This is a genomic window from Streptococcus sp. 596553 (assembly GCF_900411395.1).
Lineage (GTDB): Bacteria > Bacillota > Bacilli > Lactobacillales > Streptococcaceae > Streptococcus > Streptococcus mitis_BA.
This window is the reverse complement of record NZ_OXCQ01000009.1, coordinates 28,845-44,850: the sequence shown is the minus strand read 5'-3', so window position 1 is coordinate 44,850 and position 16,006 is coordinate 28,845. Positions and strand designations below refer to the sequence as shown.

The 16,006-nt window shown below is 42.8% G+C and carries 16 protein-coding genes and 1 pseudogene; 15 read left to right on the top strand and 2 right to left on the bottom strand.

All coding sequences use genetic code 11. The features are described from left to right. The 5 genes from rmuC (at position 1) to pflA (ending at position 5,519) form a co-directional block, all read left to right on the top strand. Positions 1 to 1,257: a DNA recombination protein RmuC gene (rmuC, locus tag DSY56_RS08815; protein ID WP_112445142.1), complete on the top strand. Its 1,257-nt coding sequence runs from the start codon at positions 1 to 3 to the stop codon at positions 1,255 to 1,257. Continuing rightward, the gene (locus DSY56_RS08810; RefSeq protein WP_000703197.1) at positions 1,247 to 2,188 is read left to right on the top strand and encodes a 3'-5' exoribonuclease YhaM family protein; all 942 of its coding nucleotides are present in this window, start codon (positions 1,247 to 1,249) and stop codon (positions 2,186 to 2,188) included. Before rmuC ends, DSY56_RS08810 begins: the two co-directional genes overlap by 11 nt. A 266-nt stretch (positions 2,189 to 2,454) precedes the next feature. Beyond that, positions 2,455 to 3,282, top strand: a complete 828-nt coding sequence (purR, locus tag DSY56_RS08800) for a pur operon repressor (RefSeq protein WP_001825276.1) — start codon at positions 2,455 to 2,457, stop codon at positions 3,280 to 3,282. A 66-nt stretch (positions 3,283 to 3,348) separates the two neighbouring features. Further along, a complete protein-coding gene (locus DSY56_RS08795) occupies positions 3,349 to 4,599 on the top strand; it encodes a diaminopimelate decarboxylase (RefSeq protein WP_112445140.1) in 1,251 nt (416 codons plus the stop codon). A gap of 125 nt (positions 4,600 to 4,724) precedes the next feature. Continuing rightward, a complete protein-coding gene (pflA, locus tag DSY56_RS08790; protein WP_033687308.1) occupies positions 4,725 to 5,519 on the top strand; it encodes a pyruvate formate-lyase-activating protein in 795 nt (264 codons plus the stop codon). A 272-nt stretch (positions 5,520 to 5,791) separates the two neighbouring features. Here pflA and yidC read toward each other — a convergent pair whose 3' ends face one another. Further along, the gene (gene yidC, locus DSY56_RS08780; protein WP_112445138.1) at positions 5,792 to 6,718 is read right to left on the bottom strand and encodes a membrane protein insertase YidC; all 927 of its coding nucleotides are present in this window, start codon (positions 6,716 to 6,718) and stop codon (positions 5,792 to 5,794) included. Between the two features lie 77 nt (positions 6,719 to 6,795). Next, on the bottom strand, positions 6,796 to 7,074 hold the full coding sequence (locus tag DSY56_RS08775) for an acylphosphatase (RefSeq protein ID WP_112445136.1): 279 nt from the start codon (positions 7,072 to 7,074) through the stop codon (positions 6,796 to 6,798). Positions 7,075 to 7,107: 33 nt separating this feature from the next. Here DSY56_RS08775 and DSY56_RS08770 point away from each other — a divergent pair, with 33 nt between their 5' ends. The 10 genes and pseudogenes from DSY56_RS08770 to DSY56_RS08715 all read left to right on the top strand — a co-directional run bounded on the left by DSY56_RS08770 (position 7,108) and on the right by DSY56_RS08715 (position 15,919). Further along, a complete protein-coding gene (locus DSY56_RS08770; RefSeq protein WP_112445134.1) occupies positions 7,108 to 7,848 on the top strand; it encodes a TrmH family RNA methyltransferase in 741 nt (246 codons plus the stop codon). A 55-nt stretch (positions 7,849 to 7,903) separates the two neighbouring features. Beyond that, positions 7,904 to 8,587, top strand: coding sequence for a Bax inhibitor-1/YccA family protein (locus tag DSY56_RS08765; protein ID WP_112445132.1), 684 nt, complete (start codon positions 7,904 to 7,906; stop codon positions 8,585 to 8,587). 110 nt (positions 8,588 to 8,697) lie between these two features. Further along, entirely contained in the window at positions 8,698 to 9,690 is a 993-nt protein-coding gene (gene asnA / locus DSY56_RS08755; RefSeq protein WP_000748003.1) for an aspartate--ammonia ligase, read from the top strand. Between the two features lie 64 nt (positions 9,691 to 9,754). Continuing rightward, the gene (gene rsmD / locus DSY56_RS08750) at positions 9,755 to 10,294 is read left to right on the top strand and encodes a 16S rRNA (guanine(966)-N(2))-methyltransferase RsmD (protein WP_112445130.1); all 540 of its coding nucleotides are present in this window, start codon (positions 9,755 to 9,757) and stop codon (positions 10,292 to 10,294) included. Next, positions 10,284 to 11,794 (top strand): annotated as a pseudogene (locus DSY56_RS08740) (SepM family pheromone-processing serine protease). The gene rsmD and the pseudogene DSY56_RS08740 overlap by 11 nt, the downstream one beginning before the upstream one ends. A 57-nt stretch (positions 11,795 to 11,851) precedes the next feature. After that, entirely contained in the window at positions 11,852 to 12,082 is a 231-nt protein-coding gene (locus DSY56_RS08735) for a DUF1146 family protein (RefSeq protein WP_078135418.1), read from the top strand. 23 nt (positions 12,083 to 12,105) lie between these two features. Beyond that, positions 12,106 to 13,389 (top strand): UDP-N-acetylglucosamine 1-carboxyvinyltransferase, encoded by a 1,284-nt coding sequence (gene murA / locus DSY56_RS08730; RefSeq protein WP_112445124.1) that lies wholly within the window; start codon positions 12,106 to 12,108, stop codon positions 13,387 to 13,389. Then, the gene (locus DSY56_RS08725; protein WP_025169706.1) at positions 13,382 to 13,570 is read left to right on the top strand and encodes a DNA-directed RNA polymerase subunit beta; all 189 of its coding nucleotides are present in this window, start codon (positions 13,382 to 13,384) and stop codon (positions 13,568 to 13,570) included. Before murA ends, DSY56_RS08725 begins: the two co-directional genes overlap by 8 nt. Before the next feature lie 38 nt (positions 13,571 to 13,608). Next, positions 13,609 to 14,433 (top strand): DNA/RNA non-specific endonuclease, encoded by an 825-nt coding sequence (locus DSY56_RS08720; RefSeq protein ID WP_112445122.1) that lies wholly within the window; start codon positions 13,609 to 13,611, stop codon positions 14,431 to 14,433. A gap of 154 nt (positions 14,434 to 14,587) precedes the next feature. Beyond that, on the top strand, positions 14,588 to 15,919 hold the full coding sequence (locus DSY56_RS08715) for a hemolysin family protein (RefSeq protein WP_112445120.1): 1,332 nt from the start codon (positions 14,588 to 14,590) through the stop codon (positions 15,917 to 15,919). Positions 15,920 to 16,006 lie beyond the last annotated feature (87 nt).

Genomic DNA, 16,006 nt, shown 5'->3' with positions numbered 1-16,006 from the left:
ATGGAAAGTTTACTTGTTCTATTATTGATTGCCAACCTAGCTGGCCTCTTTCTGATTTGGCAAAGGCAGGCTAAGCAGGAAAAACATCTCAGCAAGATCTTGGAGGATCAGGCAGATCACTTGTCAGACCAGTTGGATTATCGCTTTGAACAAGCCAGACAAGCCAGTCGGTTAGATCAAAAAGACTTGGAAGTGGCTGTCAGCGACCGTTTGCAAGAAGTGCGAATTGAGTTGCATCAAGGATTGACGCAAGTCCGTCAAGAAATGACAGATAATCTCCTCCAAACCAGAGACAAGACCGACCAACGGCTTCAAGCCCTGCAGGAATCAAATGAGCAACGTTTGGAACAAATGCGCCAAACAGTCGAGGAAAAGTTGGAAAAGACCTTGCAGACACGCTTGCAGGCTTCCTTTGAGACAGTTTCCAAACAACTGGAGTCGGTCAATCGTGGTCTTGGAGAAATGCAGACTGTTGCCCGCGATGTCGGAGCCCTCAACAAGGTTCTCTCTGGAACCAAGACGCGAGGAATTCTGGGTGAATTGCAACTGGGGCAAATCATCGAAGACATCATGACACCAGCCCAGTACGAAAGAGAATACGCAACGGTTGAAAACTCCAGTGAACGAGTGGAATACGCTATCAAGTTACCCGGACAAGGCGACCAAGACTACGTCTACCTGCCAATTGACTCCAAGTTTCCACTGGCAGATTATTACCGCTTGGAAGAAGCCTATGAAGTGGGTGACAAGGATGAGATTGAACGCTGTCGCAAGTCACTCCTAGCAAGCGTCAAGCGCTTTGCCAAGGATATCAGGAACAAGTACATAGCACCACCTCGGACAACCAATTTTGGAGTTTTGTTTGTGCCCACAGAAGGTCTCTACTCAGAAATTGTCCGCAATCCTGTCTTCTTTGATGACTTGAGACGGGAGGAGCAGATTATTGTTGCAGGTCCAAGTACCCTGTCAGCCCTGCTCAATTCCCTATCAGTTGGTTTCAAAACCCTCAATATCCAAAAGAGCGCCGACCATATCAGCAAGACTCTTGCCAGTGTCAAGACCGAGTTTGGCAAGTTTGGTGGCATTCTGGTCAAGGCACAAAAACATCTTCAACATGCCTCTGGCAATATTGATGAATTATTAAACCGTCGCACTACAGCTATCGAGCGAACGCTCCGTCACATTGAGTTATCAGAAGGTGAGCCTGCGCTTGATCTACTCCATTTCCAAGAAAATGAGGAAGAATATGAAGATTAGTCACATGAAAAAAGATGAGCTGTTTGAAGGCTTTTACCTAATCAAATCAGCTGACCTGAGGCAAACTCGAGCTGGGAAAAACTACCTAGCCTTTACCTTCCAAGATGATAGTGGCGAGATTGAAGGGAAACTCTGGGATGCCCAACCTCATAACGTTGAGGCCTTTACCGCAGGTAAGGTTGTCCACATGAAAGGACGCCGAGAAGTTTATAACAACACCCCTCAAGTCAATCAAATTACCCTTCGTCTGCCTCAACCTGGTGAACCCAATGATCCGGCTGATTTCAAGGTCAAGTCGCCAGTTGATGTCAAGGAAATCCGTGACTACATGTCGCAAATGATTTTTAAAATTGAAAATCCTGTTTGGCAACGAATTGTCCGAAAGCTCTACACCAAGTATGATAAGGAATTTTACTCCTATCCCGCTGCCAAGACTAATCACCATGCCTTTGAAACGGGTTTGGCTTACCATACGGCGACCATGGTACGCTTGGCAGATGCCATTAGCGAAATCTATCCTCAGCTCAATAAGAGTCTGCTCTATGCGGGAATTATGCTGCATGACTTGGCTAAGGTCATCGAGTTGACTGGACCAGACCAGACTGAGTATACAGTACGAGGTAATCTTCTTGGACATATCGCTCTGATTGATAGTGAAATTACCAAGACAGTTATGGAGCTCGGCATTGATGATACCAAGGAAGAAGTCGTTCTGCTTCGTCACGTCATCCTTAGTCACCACGGCTTACTTGAGTATGGAAGCCCAGTCCGTCCACGCATTATGGAAGCAGAGATTATCCATATGATTGACAATCTGGATGCAAGCATGATGATGATGTCAACAGCTCTGGCTTTGGTGGATAAAGGAGAGATGACCAATAAAATCTTCGCTATGGATAATCGTTCCTTCTATAAACCAGATTTAGATTAACAATTTAAGAAAAATGAGCATTTTTTAGGATAAGAATGTTCGTTTTTTTATGTGAATATGGTATAATAAGTAAAAGACAAAAATGAATACTCTTCGAAAATCTCTTCAAACTAGGCTAGTATCGCCTTGTCGTATGTATATATACATGTATATTACAGGAATTGTCAGTTCTATCGACAATCTCAAAACAGTGTTTTGAACCACCAGCGACCAGCTTTCTAGTTTGCTTTTTGATTTTTTGAATAAAAATGGAATAGGAAATAGAAATGAAATTAAGAAGAAGTGATCGGATGGTTGTCATTTCCAACTATTTGATTAATCATCCTTATAAACTAACTAGTCTCAATACTTTTGCTGAAAAGTATGAATCTGCTAAATCATCCATCTCAGAAGATATCGTGATTATCAAACGCGCCTTTGAGGAAATTGAAATCGGTCATATCCAGACAGTAACTGGTGCTGGTGGTGGTGTCATTTTCACACCATCAATCTCGAGCCATGATGCCAAGGAAATGGTTGAGGACTTGCGTGCCAAGTTGTCAGAAAGTGACCGTATCTTGCCTGGTGGCTATATCTACTTGTCAGATTTGCTTAGCACACCAGCTATCTTGAAAAATATTGGACGCATTATTGCCAAGAGCTTTATGGACCAAAAAATTGATGCGGTTATGACAGTAGCGACTAAGGGTGTTCCTCTTGCAAATGCAGTTGCCAATGTCCTCAATGTTCCTTTTGTTATTGTGCGCCGTGACCTGAAAATTACCGAAGGTTCAACTGTTAGCGTCAACTATGTATCAGGTTCAAGTGGTGACCGCATTGAGAAAATGTTCCTTTCAAAACGCAGTCTCAAGGCAGGTAGCCGTGTCTTGATTGTGGATGACTTCTTGAAAGGTGGCGGAACGGTCAATGGGATGATCAGTCTCTTGCGAGAGTTTGATTCAGAATTGGCAGGTGTAGCGGTCTTTGCGGACAATGCCCAAGAAGAACGTGAAAAGCAGTTTGACTACAAGTCACTCTTGAAGGTAACCAATATTGATGTCAAGAACCAAGCCATCGATGTTGAGGTTGGCAATATCTTTGACGAAGATAAATAAGAGATAGAACTAAAGGTTGGAACGCTTGTCCCAGCCTTTCTTTGCAAATAGAATAGAAGGAAGCTTATGAAAACACCATTTATCAATAGAGAAGAGTTAGAAGCGATTGTTGCCGAGTTCCCCACTCCCTTTCACTTGTATGACGAGAAGGGGATTCGTGAGAAGGCAAGAGCTGTCAACCAAGCCTTTTCGTGGAACAAGGGCTTTAAGGAATATTTTGCAGTTAAGGCTACTCCAACTCCAGCTATTTTGAAAATTCTCCAAGAGGAAGGCTGTGGTGTGGACTGCTCTAGTTATGTAGAGCTTTTAATGAGCCATAAACTGGATTTTCCAGGTTCTGAGATTATGTTCTCTTCAAACAATACGCCAGATAAGGAATATGCCTATGCGCGTGAATTGGGTGCGACCATTAACTTGGATGCCTTTGAAGATATTGAACATCTGGAGCGTGCAGCAAGAATTCCAGAAATCATCTCTTGTCGTTACAATCCTGGAGGCGTTTTTGAACTGGGAACAGACATCATGGACAATCCTGGAGAAGCCAAGTTTGGTATGACCAAGGACCAGCTCTTTGAAGCTTTTGCCATCTTGAAGGAAAAAGGAGCCAAGACTTTTGGGATTCACTCCTTCCTAGCATCTAATACCGTGACCCATCTCTATTATCCAGAGTTGGCTCGTCAGCTTTTTGAATTGGCTGTTGAAATCAAGGAAAAGTTGGGTATTTCGCTAGACTTTATCAATCTTTCTGGCGGTATTGGTGTCAACTATCGTCCAGACCAGGAGCCAAATGATATTGCCTTGATTGGTGAGGGAGTTCGTAAGGTTTATGAAGAGGTTCTTACGCCAGCAGGCCTTGGTCAGGTCAAGATTTTTACCGAATTGGGTCGTTTTATGTTAGCCCCTCACGGTGCTTTGGTCACAAGAGTGACTCATAAGAAAAAAACCTACCGTACCTATCTAGGTGTGGATGCATCAGCAGTCAACCTCATGCGTCCAGCTATGTACGGAGCTTACCATCATATTACTAACGTGACCCATCCAGATGGACCAGCTGAAGTGGTAGATGTGGTTGGTTCGCTCTGTGAAAACAATGATAAATTTGCAGTGAATCGCGAACTGCCTCATACAGAAATCGGTGATTTGCTGGTAATTCATGATACAGGTGCACATGGATTCTCCATGGGCTACCAGTACAACGCCAAACTTCGTTCTGCGGAAATCCTTTATACCGAAGAAGGCAAAGCCCGTCAAATACGCCGAGCAGAGCGCCCTGAGGACTATTTTGCAACCTTGTATGGTTTTGATTTTGAAGAATAAAATGATAAGTAATTGAAAATGAAATTGAAAAACAGATTGCTTTCTAAAAAATAGGCAAAAATCTTGTTTTTCCTTCAAGTCGTGATATAATAAAACTATAAAACGTTTTCAAGGAAGGTAACGATATGTCTGAAGAAACAATTGATTATGGACAAGTGACAGGAATGGTGCATTCGACAGAAAGCTTTGGGTCAGTAGATGGGCCTGGTATTCGCTTTATTGTCTTTTTGCAGGGCTGTCACATGCGTTGCCAGTATTGCCACAACCCGGACACTTGGGCTATGGAGTCCAATAAGTCACGTGAACGGACGGTAGATGATGTTTTGACAGAGGCCTTGCGCTACCGCGGTTTCTGGGGAAATAAGGGTGGGATTACAGTTAGTGGAGGAGAAGCCCTCTTGCAGATTGATTTCCTGATTGCCCTCTTCACCAAGGCTAAGGAACAAGGAATCCACTGTACCTTGGACACCTGTGCCCTTCCTTTCCGTAATAAACCACGTTACCTTGAGAAGTTTGACAAACTCATGGCTGTCACTGACTTGGTTCTTTTGGATATCAAGGAAATCAACGAAGAACAGCACAAGTTTGTTACTAGCCAAACCAATAAAAATATCTTGGCTTGTGCCCAGTATCTATCAGATATTGGAAAACCTGTCTGGATTCGCCACGTGCTAGTTCCAGGATTGACAGATAGAGATGATGACTTGATTGAACTTGGTAAGTTCGTCAAGACCCTCAAAAATGTTGATAAGTTTGAAATTCTACCTTATCACACCATGGGAGAATTCAAATGGCGTGAATTGGGAATCCCATATTCACTTGAAGGAGTTAAACCACCAACAGCAGATCGCGTAAAGAACGCTAAAAAACTCATGGATACCGAAAGTTATCAAGACTATATGAAACGTGTACATGGATAAAAAAGAAGCCTGATGGAAACATCGGGCTTTTGATACTCAATGAAAATCAAAGAGCAAACTAGGAAGCTAGCCGCAGGCTGCTCAAAACATGGTTTTGAGGTTGTAGATAGAACTGACGAAGTTAGCTCAAAACACTGTTTTGAGGTTGTGAATAGAACTGACGAAGTCAGTAGCCATACATACGGCAAGGCGAAGCTGACGTGGCTTGAAGAGATTTTCGAAGAGTATGACTTGCAAAAAAGACTTAGCAAATCAGCTAAGCCTTTTTCTTCTTATCTCGAACGTTGTTTTCCAACGTTGCGATTTTTGTGTTTTTTCTTGCTTGTGATAGCAGTTGGTTGTTCAGGGGTAACGTCTTTTCGTCCACTTGGTTTAGAGAAAGCACTTGCTTTTGGTGGGTTCTTCGCCAGTTCTTCACGGACTTTTTTGCGAAGTTTTGGACGAACGATATAGTTGACGATAAACTGTTGGAGAATCATCATGAAACCACCGACAACCCAGTAAAGTGTGACACTAGCTGGTGAGAAAAGGGAGAAGACGACGATCATGAGTGGGCTCATGTAAATCATTTTCTTGATTTGTTCTCTTTGCATTTCATCTTCTACTCCGTGAAGTGAAAGGAGCGATTGAAGATAGTAAAGAATACCAGCGAAGGCAACCAAAATCATACTTGGAGAACCTAGAGGAATGCCTAGGTAGCTTGCTTGAGCAACCCCTTCAGTATGTTGGGCAGCAAAGTAGATAGCAGAGAAGAAAGGCATTTGAAGGAGGATAGGGAAACATCCTACACCACCAAACATGCTGATGCCGTGTTCTTTTTGAGCGGCAAAGAGAGCTTGTTGGGCTTCGAGTTTTTCTTCTTGAGTAGTCGCTTCCTTGAGACGAGTTTGATGTGGCTCAAGGACGTGCTTGAGGGCGTTCATCTTTTCAGAGTGAAGCGTTGCCTTCCATGATTGGTAGATACCAAGTGGCAAGATAATCAAGCGCACGATAATAGTTACGATGATGATAGCGACACCGAAGCCTAGACCTTTATCAGTAGCGAAGTACTTGATGGCTTCAGCCATAGGCGCTCCGATCGTATTCCAAATAAATCCTGTTGGCTGACCTGTGGCTTTATCGACATTGACACAGCCAGTTAAGACTAGCAACATAGCCACTCCCATAGCAGAGAGTGCAAAACGTTTAATAGATTTCACTGTTTTTATTCCTTCTTTAAAAATTATACCTTTCTATTCTACTGTTTTTTTACAAAATATACAATAGTTCTGGAGACCTAATTTGCGATTTTAAAATCAGAGTAGGGAGGAAAGTTGCTCAGTTTGACATCTAAGTAGCTGACTTTTGAAAAAGGTGTTGGTCCTTTTCGGATTTCTTGGATAAATTTTGCCATGGTAGCAGATGAGTCTGCTTGGGCTAATATTTCTACTGTTCCGTCGTCGTTATTCCATACCCGACCTGTGATGCCACCAATTTCAAGTGCCAAGCTGTAAACACCCCAACGAAAGCCGACTCCTTGCACCCTACCTTGGGCAATCATTCTAACCTTTTGCATACCAAACCCCTTTGATTGTGTTATAATATTTCTATGACTATTATAACCTCAAAAGCCAATTCTGTGGTAAAAAATGCCAAGAAATTACACCAAAAAAAATACCGCAAGTCTGCCTATTTGATTGAAGGCTGGCACTTGTTTGAAGAAGCTGTCCAAGCTGGAGTTACGATTGAGAAAATCTTTGCCCTAGAAAATTACCGAAATCAGTTAGCTGCTTTTCCGCAAACTGTCTGGGTTTCAGAGGATATTTTGCTAGATTTGGCGGATTCTCAGACTCCACAGGGCATTGTTGCGGTGGTTCAAAAAGAAGAAGTAGGGCAAGCTGACTTGAGTCAGGGCAAGTTCTTGTTTTTGGAAGATGTGCAAGATCCTGGGAATGTGGGAACGATCATTCGGACTGCGGATGCAGCAGGTTTTACTGGAGTGATTGTTTCAGATAAATCGGCAGATATCTACAGTCTCAAGACCTTACGTTCGATGCAAGGCAGTCATTTTCATCTGCCTATTTACCGGATGTCTAGTCAAGCGCTTCTCGAGGAAGCTAAGGAAGCAGCTATCCCAGTGCTGGCAACAACCCTATCTAAAGATTCTGTTGATTACAGAGAACTGCCTCCTAAAGAAAATTTTGTACTAGTCATGGGAAATGAGGGACAAGGAATTAGTCCCCTCATGGCTGAAAGTGCAGACCAGTTGGTCCATATTAGTATGAAGGGGCAGGCTGAGAGTTTGAATGTTGCGGTTGCAGCCGGTATTTTAATCTTCCATTTAAGCTAATTTTAACTTTTTTTGTTATAATCAAGGAAAGATGTTCATAGAAAAGGAGAAAAGGATGAATCACACTATTATAAGTGACCGTGCAGGTCTCAATCAATTTTACGCTAAGGTTTATGCCTTTGTTGGTCTGGGAATCGGACTATCTGCTTTGGTATCGGGCCTTATGTTGACGGTCTTTCAGTCTCAGTTGCTTTACTTTTTGATGCAGGGGCGTCTCTGGTTGACCGTTGCTACTTTTGCGGAGTTGGCCTTGGTTTTCGTTGCCAGCAGTATGGCTTCAAAGAATAGTCCAGCGGCTCTTCCAGTATTTTTACTTTACTCAGTATTAAACGGCTTTACCCTTAGTTTTGTGGTGGCTTTCTATACTCCGGGTACAGTTTTATCTGCCTTTGTATCGAGCGCCCTTCTCTTCTTTGTCATGGCGGCAGTTGGTATCTTCACCAAGAAAGACTTGAGTGGCCTTGGTCGAGCAATGATGGCAGCTCTCATTGGTTTACTGATTGCTATGGTAGTCAATATTTTCTTGGCTAGCGGTTTCTTTGATTATATGATCAGCGTAGCCATGGTCTTGGTCTTCTCTGGGTTGATTGCTTGGGATAACCAAAAAATTCGCCTTGCCTATGAACAATCACAAGGTCGTGTAGCGACAGGTTGGGTTGTGTCAATGGCTCTCAGCATCTATCTTGATTTTATCAATCTTTTCCTAAGTATTCTACGTATCTTCGGTCGCAATGACTAAAAGGTCTATGAAATCAGTGTTTTGAGTGACACTGATTTTTTTAAATTTTCTCTTTTCTTTTCTTGGAAATAGGTGTATAATGCTTTTAACTAATTTTTGAGGAGTAGTTTATGAAGAAAAGTTTTATCCACCAACAAGAAGAAATTTCCTTTGTCAAAAACACTTTTACCCAGTATTTGAAAGATAAGTTAGAAGTTGTCGAAGTTCAAGGTCCTATCTTGAGCAGGGTCGGCGATGGGATGCAGGATAACTTATCAGGTGTGGAGAACGCCGTATCGGTCAAGGTTCTCCAAATCCCTGATGCTACTTATGAAGTGGTGCACTCCCTTGCTAAATGGAAACGCCATACCTTGGCTCGTTTTGGTTTCGGTGAAGGTGAAGGTCTTTTCGTCCACATGAAGGCCCTTCGTCCAGACGAAGATTCGCTTGATGCGACCCACTCTGTTTATGTTGACCAGTGGGACTGGGAGAAGGTTATCCCAAATGGTAAGCGTAACATCGCTTATCTAAAAGAAACAGTTGAGAAGATTTACAAGGCTATTCGCCTGACAGAGCTAGCTGTTGAAGCCCGCTATGACATCGAATCTATCTTGCCAAAACAAATCACCTTTATCCACACAGAAGAGTTGGTAGAACGCTACCCAGACTTGACACCAAAAGAGCGTGAAAATGCTATCTGTAAAGAATTTGGAGCCGTCTTTTTGATTGGTATCGGTGGCGAGTTGCCAGATGGTAAACCGCACGATGGACGTGCACCAGACTATGATGACTGGACAAGCGAATCTGAAAATGGCTACAAGGGTCTAAATGGTGATATTCTTGTTTGGAATGAGTCTCTAGGTGGAGCCTTTGAATTGTCTTCTATGGGAATCCGTGTCGATGAAGAAACGCTTCGCCGTCAGGTTGCCATCACAGGTGATGAAGACCGCTTGGAATTGGAATGGCACAAGGCTCTGTTGAATGGCCTATTCCCATTGACAATCGGTGGAGGAATTGGACAATCTCGGATGGCTATGTTTCTACTTCGCAAGAAACACATCGGAGAAGTGCAAACAAGTGTTTGGCCTCAAGAAGTTCGCGATACTTACGAAAATATTTTATAGAGAATCGAACCGCAAGGTTCGGTTTTCTTTCTCTTTTCGCCCATAATTTGGTATAATAAACGGTATGAAAATCGTATCAGGAATCTATGGGGGACGTCCCCTCAAGACACTAGAAGGAAAGACGACAAGACCTACTTCGGATAAGGTTAGGGGAGCCATTTTTAACATGATTGGTCCCTACTTTGAAGGGGGACGAGTCTTGGACCTGTATGCAGGTAGTGGTGGTTTATCTATCGAGGCAGTATCGCGTGGCATGTCCAGCGCTGTTTTGGTGGAGCGAGACCGTAAGGCACAGGCTATCGTGGCTGAAAATATTCAGATGAGCAAGGAAGTTGGGAAATTTCAACTCCTCAAGATGGATGCAGAAAGGGCACTGGAACAGGTATCTGGCGAATTCGACCTCATTTTCTTAGACCCTCCTTATGCCAAGGAACAAATCGTAGCAGATATTGAAAAAATGGCTGAGAGGGAGCTTTTTTCTGAAGATGTCATGGTCGTGTGTGAGACGGATAAGGCCGTTGAACTTCCAGAAGAAATTGCCTGTCTTGGTATCTGGAAGGAAAAGATTTATGGAATTAGTAAGGTGACAGTCTATGTCAGATAAGATTGGCTTATTCACAGGCTCATTTGATCCGATGACAAATGGGCATCTGGATATCATTGAACGGGCTAGCAAACTCTTTGATAAGCTCTATGTCGGTATTTTTTTTAATCCTCACAAACAAGGATTTCTCCCTATCGAAAATCGTAAACGAGGGCTAGAAACGGCTTTGAAACATTTGGAAAATGTTGAAGTTGTGTCTTCTCATGATGAATTGGTGGTTGATATCGCAAAAAGACTGGGAGCTACTTGCCTAGTGCGGGGTTTGAGGAATGCAGCGGATTTGCAATACGAAGCCAGTTTTGATTACTACAACCATCAGCTGTCTCCTGATATAGAGACCATTTATTTACATAGCCGACCTGAACATCTCTATATCAGTTCATCGGGCGTTCGAGAGCTTTTGAAGTTTGGTCAGGATGTTGCCTGCTATGTTCCTGAGAGTATTTTGGAGGAAATTAAGAAATGAAAAAAAAGATTAGATGGCCCTTATATGTCATTGCGGCCTTGATTGTGACTTTCTTGGCATTTGTAGTGCCCTTGCCCTACTATATAGAGGTTCCAGGTGGTTCGGAAGATATTCGCCAAGTCCTTAAAGTAAATGACACAGAAGATCAGGCGGCTGGGGCCTATCAATTCGTTACGGTTGGTGTCCAGCATGCCACTTTAGCCCATATGGTTTATGCTTGGTTGACGCCTTTTACAGATATTCGTAGTGCTCAGGAGACCACAGGTGGAACTTCCGATGTTGAATTTATGCGAATCAATCAATTCTACATGCAAACATCACAAAATATGGCCAAGTATCAAGGTCTAAAAACAGCTGGTAAGGATATCGAACTCAAATACCTTGGGGTTTATGTCTTGACTGTAACGGATAATTCGACCTTTAAAGGGATTCTCAACATCTCTGATACAGTTACAGCAGTCAATGATCAGACCTTTGATAGTTCCAAAGATTTGATTGATTACGTCAATTCTCAAAAACTAGGGGACTCCGTCAAGGTCACCTATGAAGAGGATGGGCAAACCAAGTCTGCAGAAGGAAAAATCATTACTCTAGAAAATGGCAAAAATGGGATTGGAATCGGTTTGATTGACCGTACAGAAGTGACCAGTGATGTCCCAATTCGCTTTTCAACAGCTGGTATCGGTGGTCCAAGTGCAGGTCTCATGTTTAGTCTGGCCATCTATACTCAAATAGCTGACCCTGGCCTTCGTAATGGTCGTATCGTTGCCGGTACAGGAACCATTGACCGCGATGGGAATGTGGGGGACATTGGAGGTATTGATAAGAAAGTTGTAGCTTCGGCTAGAGAAGGTGCCGCGATTTTCTTTGCTCCTGATAACCCTGTTGGCGAAGAAGAACAAAAAGCGCATCCAGATGCCAAAAACAATTACCAAACAGCCCTAGAAGCGGCTAAAACAATCAAGACAGATATGAAAATCGTGCCTGTTAAAACCCTACAAGATGCAATTGATTACTTGAAAAACAATCCCTAGATTTTGAGGGGGATTTCCAAACTAGCGCACAAACAGAGAAGATGGTATAATAGTCAAATGGTTCAATTATTATTCACTCTAAGCAGTCATATGCTCTTTATTTATGTGAGTTTTTACCTTTTAAAGGATCTTGTTAGATGGGAAAAGGTTTTAAAAGTGACAGCTGAGAATACAAGAAAAGTTCGTTTATTAGTAGGTTTTTTCAGCATTGTCATGGGCTACATCCTGAGTTCTTTCTTTATTAGCCTGTATCAGTTGTGGCAAGAAGCGCTTAGAGGACTATTATAAAATCAAGAGTAAAGGAAACGAGTATGGACAAAATTGTGGTTCAAGGTGGCGATAATCGTCTGGTAGGAAGTGTTACTATCGACGGAGCAAAGAATGCAGTCTTGCCCTTGTTGGCAGCGACTATTCTAGCAAGTGAAGGAAAGACAGTCTTACAGAATGTACCGATCTTGTCGGATGTCTTTATTATGAATCAGGTGGTTGGTGGTTTGAATGCCAAGGTTGACTTTGATGAGGAGGCTCATCTTGTCGAGGTGGATGCTACTGGCGACATCACTGAGGAAGCCCCTTATAAGTATGTCAGCAAGATGCGCGCCTCCATCGTTGTCTTGGGACCAATTCTTGCCCGTGTAGGTCATGCTAAGGTATCCATGCCAGGTGGTTGTACGATTGGTAGCCGTCCTATTGATCTTCATTTGAAAGGTCTGGAAGCTATGGGGGCTAAGATTAGCCAGACAGCTGGTTACATCGAAGCCAAGGCTGATCGCTTACACGGTGCCCATATCTATATGGACTTTCCAAGTGTTGGTGCTACGCAGAACTTGATGATGGCTGCAACTCTAGCTGATGGGGTGACAGTGATTGAAAATGCTGCGCGTGAGCCTGAGATTGTGGACCTAGCCATTCTCCTCAATGAAATGGGAGCCAAGGTTAAGGGTGCTGGTACAGAGACCATTACCATTACTGGTGTTGAGAAACTTCATGGTACGACTCACAATGTAGTCCAAGACCGTATCGAAGCAGGAACCTTTATGGTAGCTGCTGCCATGACTGGTGGTGATGTCTTGATTAAAGACGCTGTTTGGGAGCACAACCGTCCCTTGATTGCCAAATTGCTTGAAATGGGAGTGGAAGTGACGGAGGAGACGGAAGGAATTCGCGTTCGCTCTCAACTAGAAAATCTAAAAGCTGTCCATGTGAAAACCTTGCCCCACCCAGGATTTCCAACAGATATGCAGGCTCAATTTACAGCCTTGATGACAGTTGCAAAAGGCGAATCAACCATGGTGGAGACAGTTTTCGAAAATCGTTTCCAACACCTAGAAGAAATGCGTCGTATGGGCTTACACTCGGAGATTATCCGTGATACAGCTCGTATTGTTGGTGGGCAACCTTTGCAGGGAGCGGAAGTTCTTTCTACTGACCTTCGTGCCAGTGCAGCCTTGATTTTGACAGGTTTGGTAGCACAGGGAGAAACTGTAGTTGGTAAATTGGTTCACTTGGATAGAGGCTACTACCGTTTCCATGAGAAATTGGCGCAGTTAGGTGCTAAGATTCAGCGGATTGAGGCAAGTGATGAAGATGAATAAGAAATCAAGCTACGTAGTCAAGCGTTTACTTTTAGTCATCATAGTACTGATTTTAGGCGTTCTAGCCCTAGGAATCGGTTTAATGGTCGGTTATGGAATCTTGGGCAAGGGTCAAGATCCGTGGGCTATCCTGTCTCCAGCAAAATGGCAGGAATTGATTCATAAATTTACAGGAAATTAGGCTGGGAGACCAGCCTTTTTCTAAAGATAAGGAGAAATATGAACAAAAAAACAAGACAGACACTGATTGGTTTGCTAGTGTTATTGCTCTTATCTGCGGGGAGCTACTATATTAAGCAGACTGAACTAGGAAATCAGGCTGCTAAGACAAAAATGAGTCAGAAAAGTCAATCACCAGACGCGCCTGGTCAAGAATTGGCGGAAAGTGTCTTAACAGACGCAGTCAAAAGCCAAATAAAAGGGAGTCTGGAGTGGAACGGGGCTGGTGCTTTTATCGTCAATGGTAATAAAACAAACCTAAATGCCAAGGTTTCAAGTAAGCCCTACGCTGATAATAAGACAAAGACAGTGGGCAAGGAAACAGTGCCAACCGTAGCTAATGCCCTCTTGTCTAAGGCTACTCGCCAGTACAAGAATCGTGAAGAAACCGGGAATGGTTCGACTTCTTGGACTCCACCAGGTTGGCATCAGGTCAAGAATCTAAAGGGCTCTTATACCCATGCAGTCGATAGAGGTCACTTGTTAGGCTATGCCTTAATCGGTGGTTTGGATGGTTTTGATGCCTCGACAAGCAATCCTAAAAACATTGCTGTTCAGACAGCCTGGGCAAATCAGGCGCAGGCCGAGGATTCGACTGGTCAAAACTACTATGAAAGTAAGGTGCGTAAAGCCTTGGATAAAAACAAGCGTGTCCGTTACCGTGTAACCCTTTACTACGCTTCAAACGAGGATTTAGTTCCTTCAGCTTCACAGATTGAAGCCAAGTCTTCGGATGGAGAATTGGAATTCAATGTTCTAGTTCCCAATGTTCAAAAGGGACTTCAACTGGATTACCGAACTGGAGAAGTAACTGTAACTCAGTAAAATATGAAATAAACTCCTATGTCACTTGTGGATATAGGAGTTCTTTTCTGGACAATTTAAGTAGAACTAGAATAGACACTGATAAAAAATAATATGTACTGGACTAGATTTTGTGATATAATAAAGGATAAGATACTATTTTAGGAGAAGAACTATGGAAGACCCAAGTAGTCAGAATTTGTTGCTACAATTTGTTTTATTGTTTATCTTGACGGTATTAAATGCCTTTTTCTCAGCCACAGAAATGGCCATGGTTTCTCTTAATCGTGCCCGAGTTGAACAAAAGGCGGAAGAAGGAGACAGACGCTACATCCGCCTGCTGAAGGTACTAGAAAATCCTAACCACTTTTTATCAACCATTCAGGTAGGAATCACCCTGATTACAATCTTATCAGGGGCGAGTTTAGCTGATACTCTAGGACGTGTGATTGCCTCTTGGCTTGGGAATGGCGAAACAGCACAAGCCGTGGCAACTTTTCTATCCTTGGCATTTTTGACCTATATTTCCATCGTTTTTGGGGAATTATATCCTAAGAGAATCGCTCTTAATCTAAAGGATGCCTTGGCCATTCGTACAGCGCCGGTTATCATTGGGATCGGAAAACTAGTCAGTCCTTTTGTTTGGCTTTTAGCTGCTTCGACCAATTTCTTGAGCCATTTGACTCCTATGTCATTCGATGATGCGGATGAAAAGATGACCCGTGATGAAATTGCCTATATGCTGACAAATAGTGAAGAAACATTGGATGCTGATGAGATTGAGATGCTACAAGGTGTCTTTTCGCTCGATGAACTGATGGCACGAGAGGTTATGGTTCCTCGAACGGATGCCTTTATGGTGGATATTCAGGATGATAGTCAAGCCATTATCCAAAGTATTTTAAAACAAAATTATTCTCGTATCCCGGTTTATGATGGGGATAAGGACAATGTAATTGGAATCATTCACACCAAGAGTCTCCTTAAGGCTGGTTTTGTGGACGGTTTTGATAATATTGTTTGGAAGAAAATCTTACAAGATCCACTTTTTGTACCTGAAACTATTTTTGTGGATGACTTGCTAAAAGAATTGCGAAACACTCAAAGACAAATGGCAATCTTGCTGGATGAATACGGTGGGATGGCTGGTTTGGTAACCTTGGAAGACCTTTTAGAGGAAATTGTTGGTGAAATCGATGATGAAACGGACAAAGCAGCAATAGATGTTCATCAGATTGGCGAGGATACCTATATTGTTCAAGGAACTATGACCCTCAATGATTTCAATAATTACTTTGATGTTGAACTGGAAAGTGATGACGTTGATACCATCGCTGGTTATTATTTGACAGGAATTGGAACCATTCCAACGACTGAAAAACTCAGTTATGAATTAGTCAGCCAAAACAAACAGCTTATCCTAACCAATGATAAGGTGAAAAATGGACGTGTTACCAAGGTAAAAGTCCAAATTACAGAAGTCGAAATAGAAGAAGAAACAGAGTAAACTAGAGGCTTTTGTCACCAGGCGTGACGAAGCTTTTTTCAGTTTCAAAGGTTCTTTAATGACTTTATAGCAAAGAGCACGAGAGAC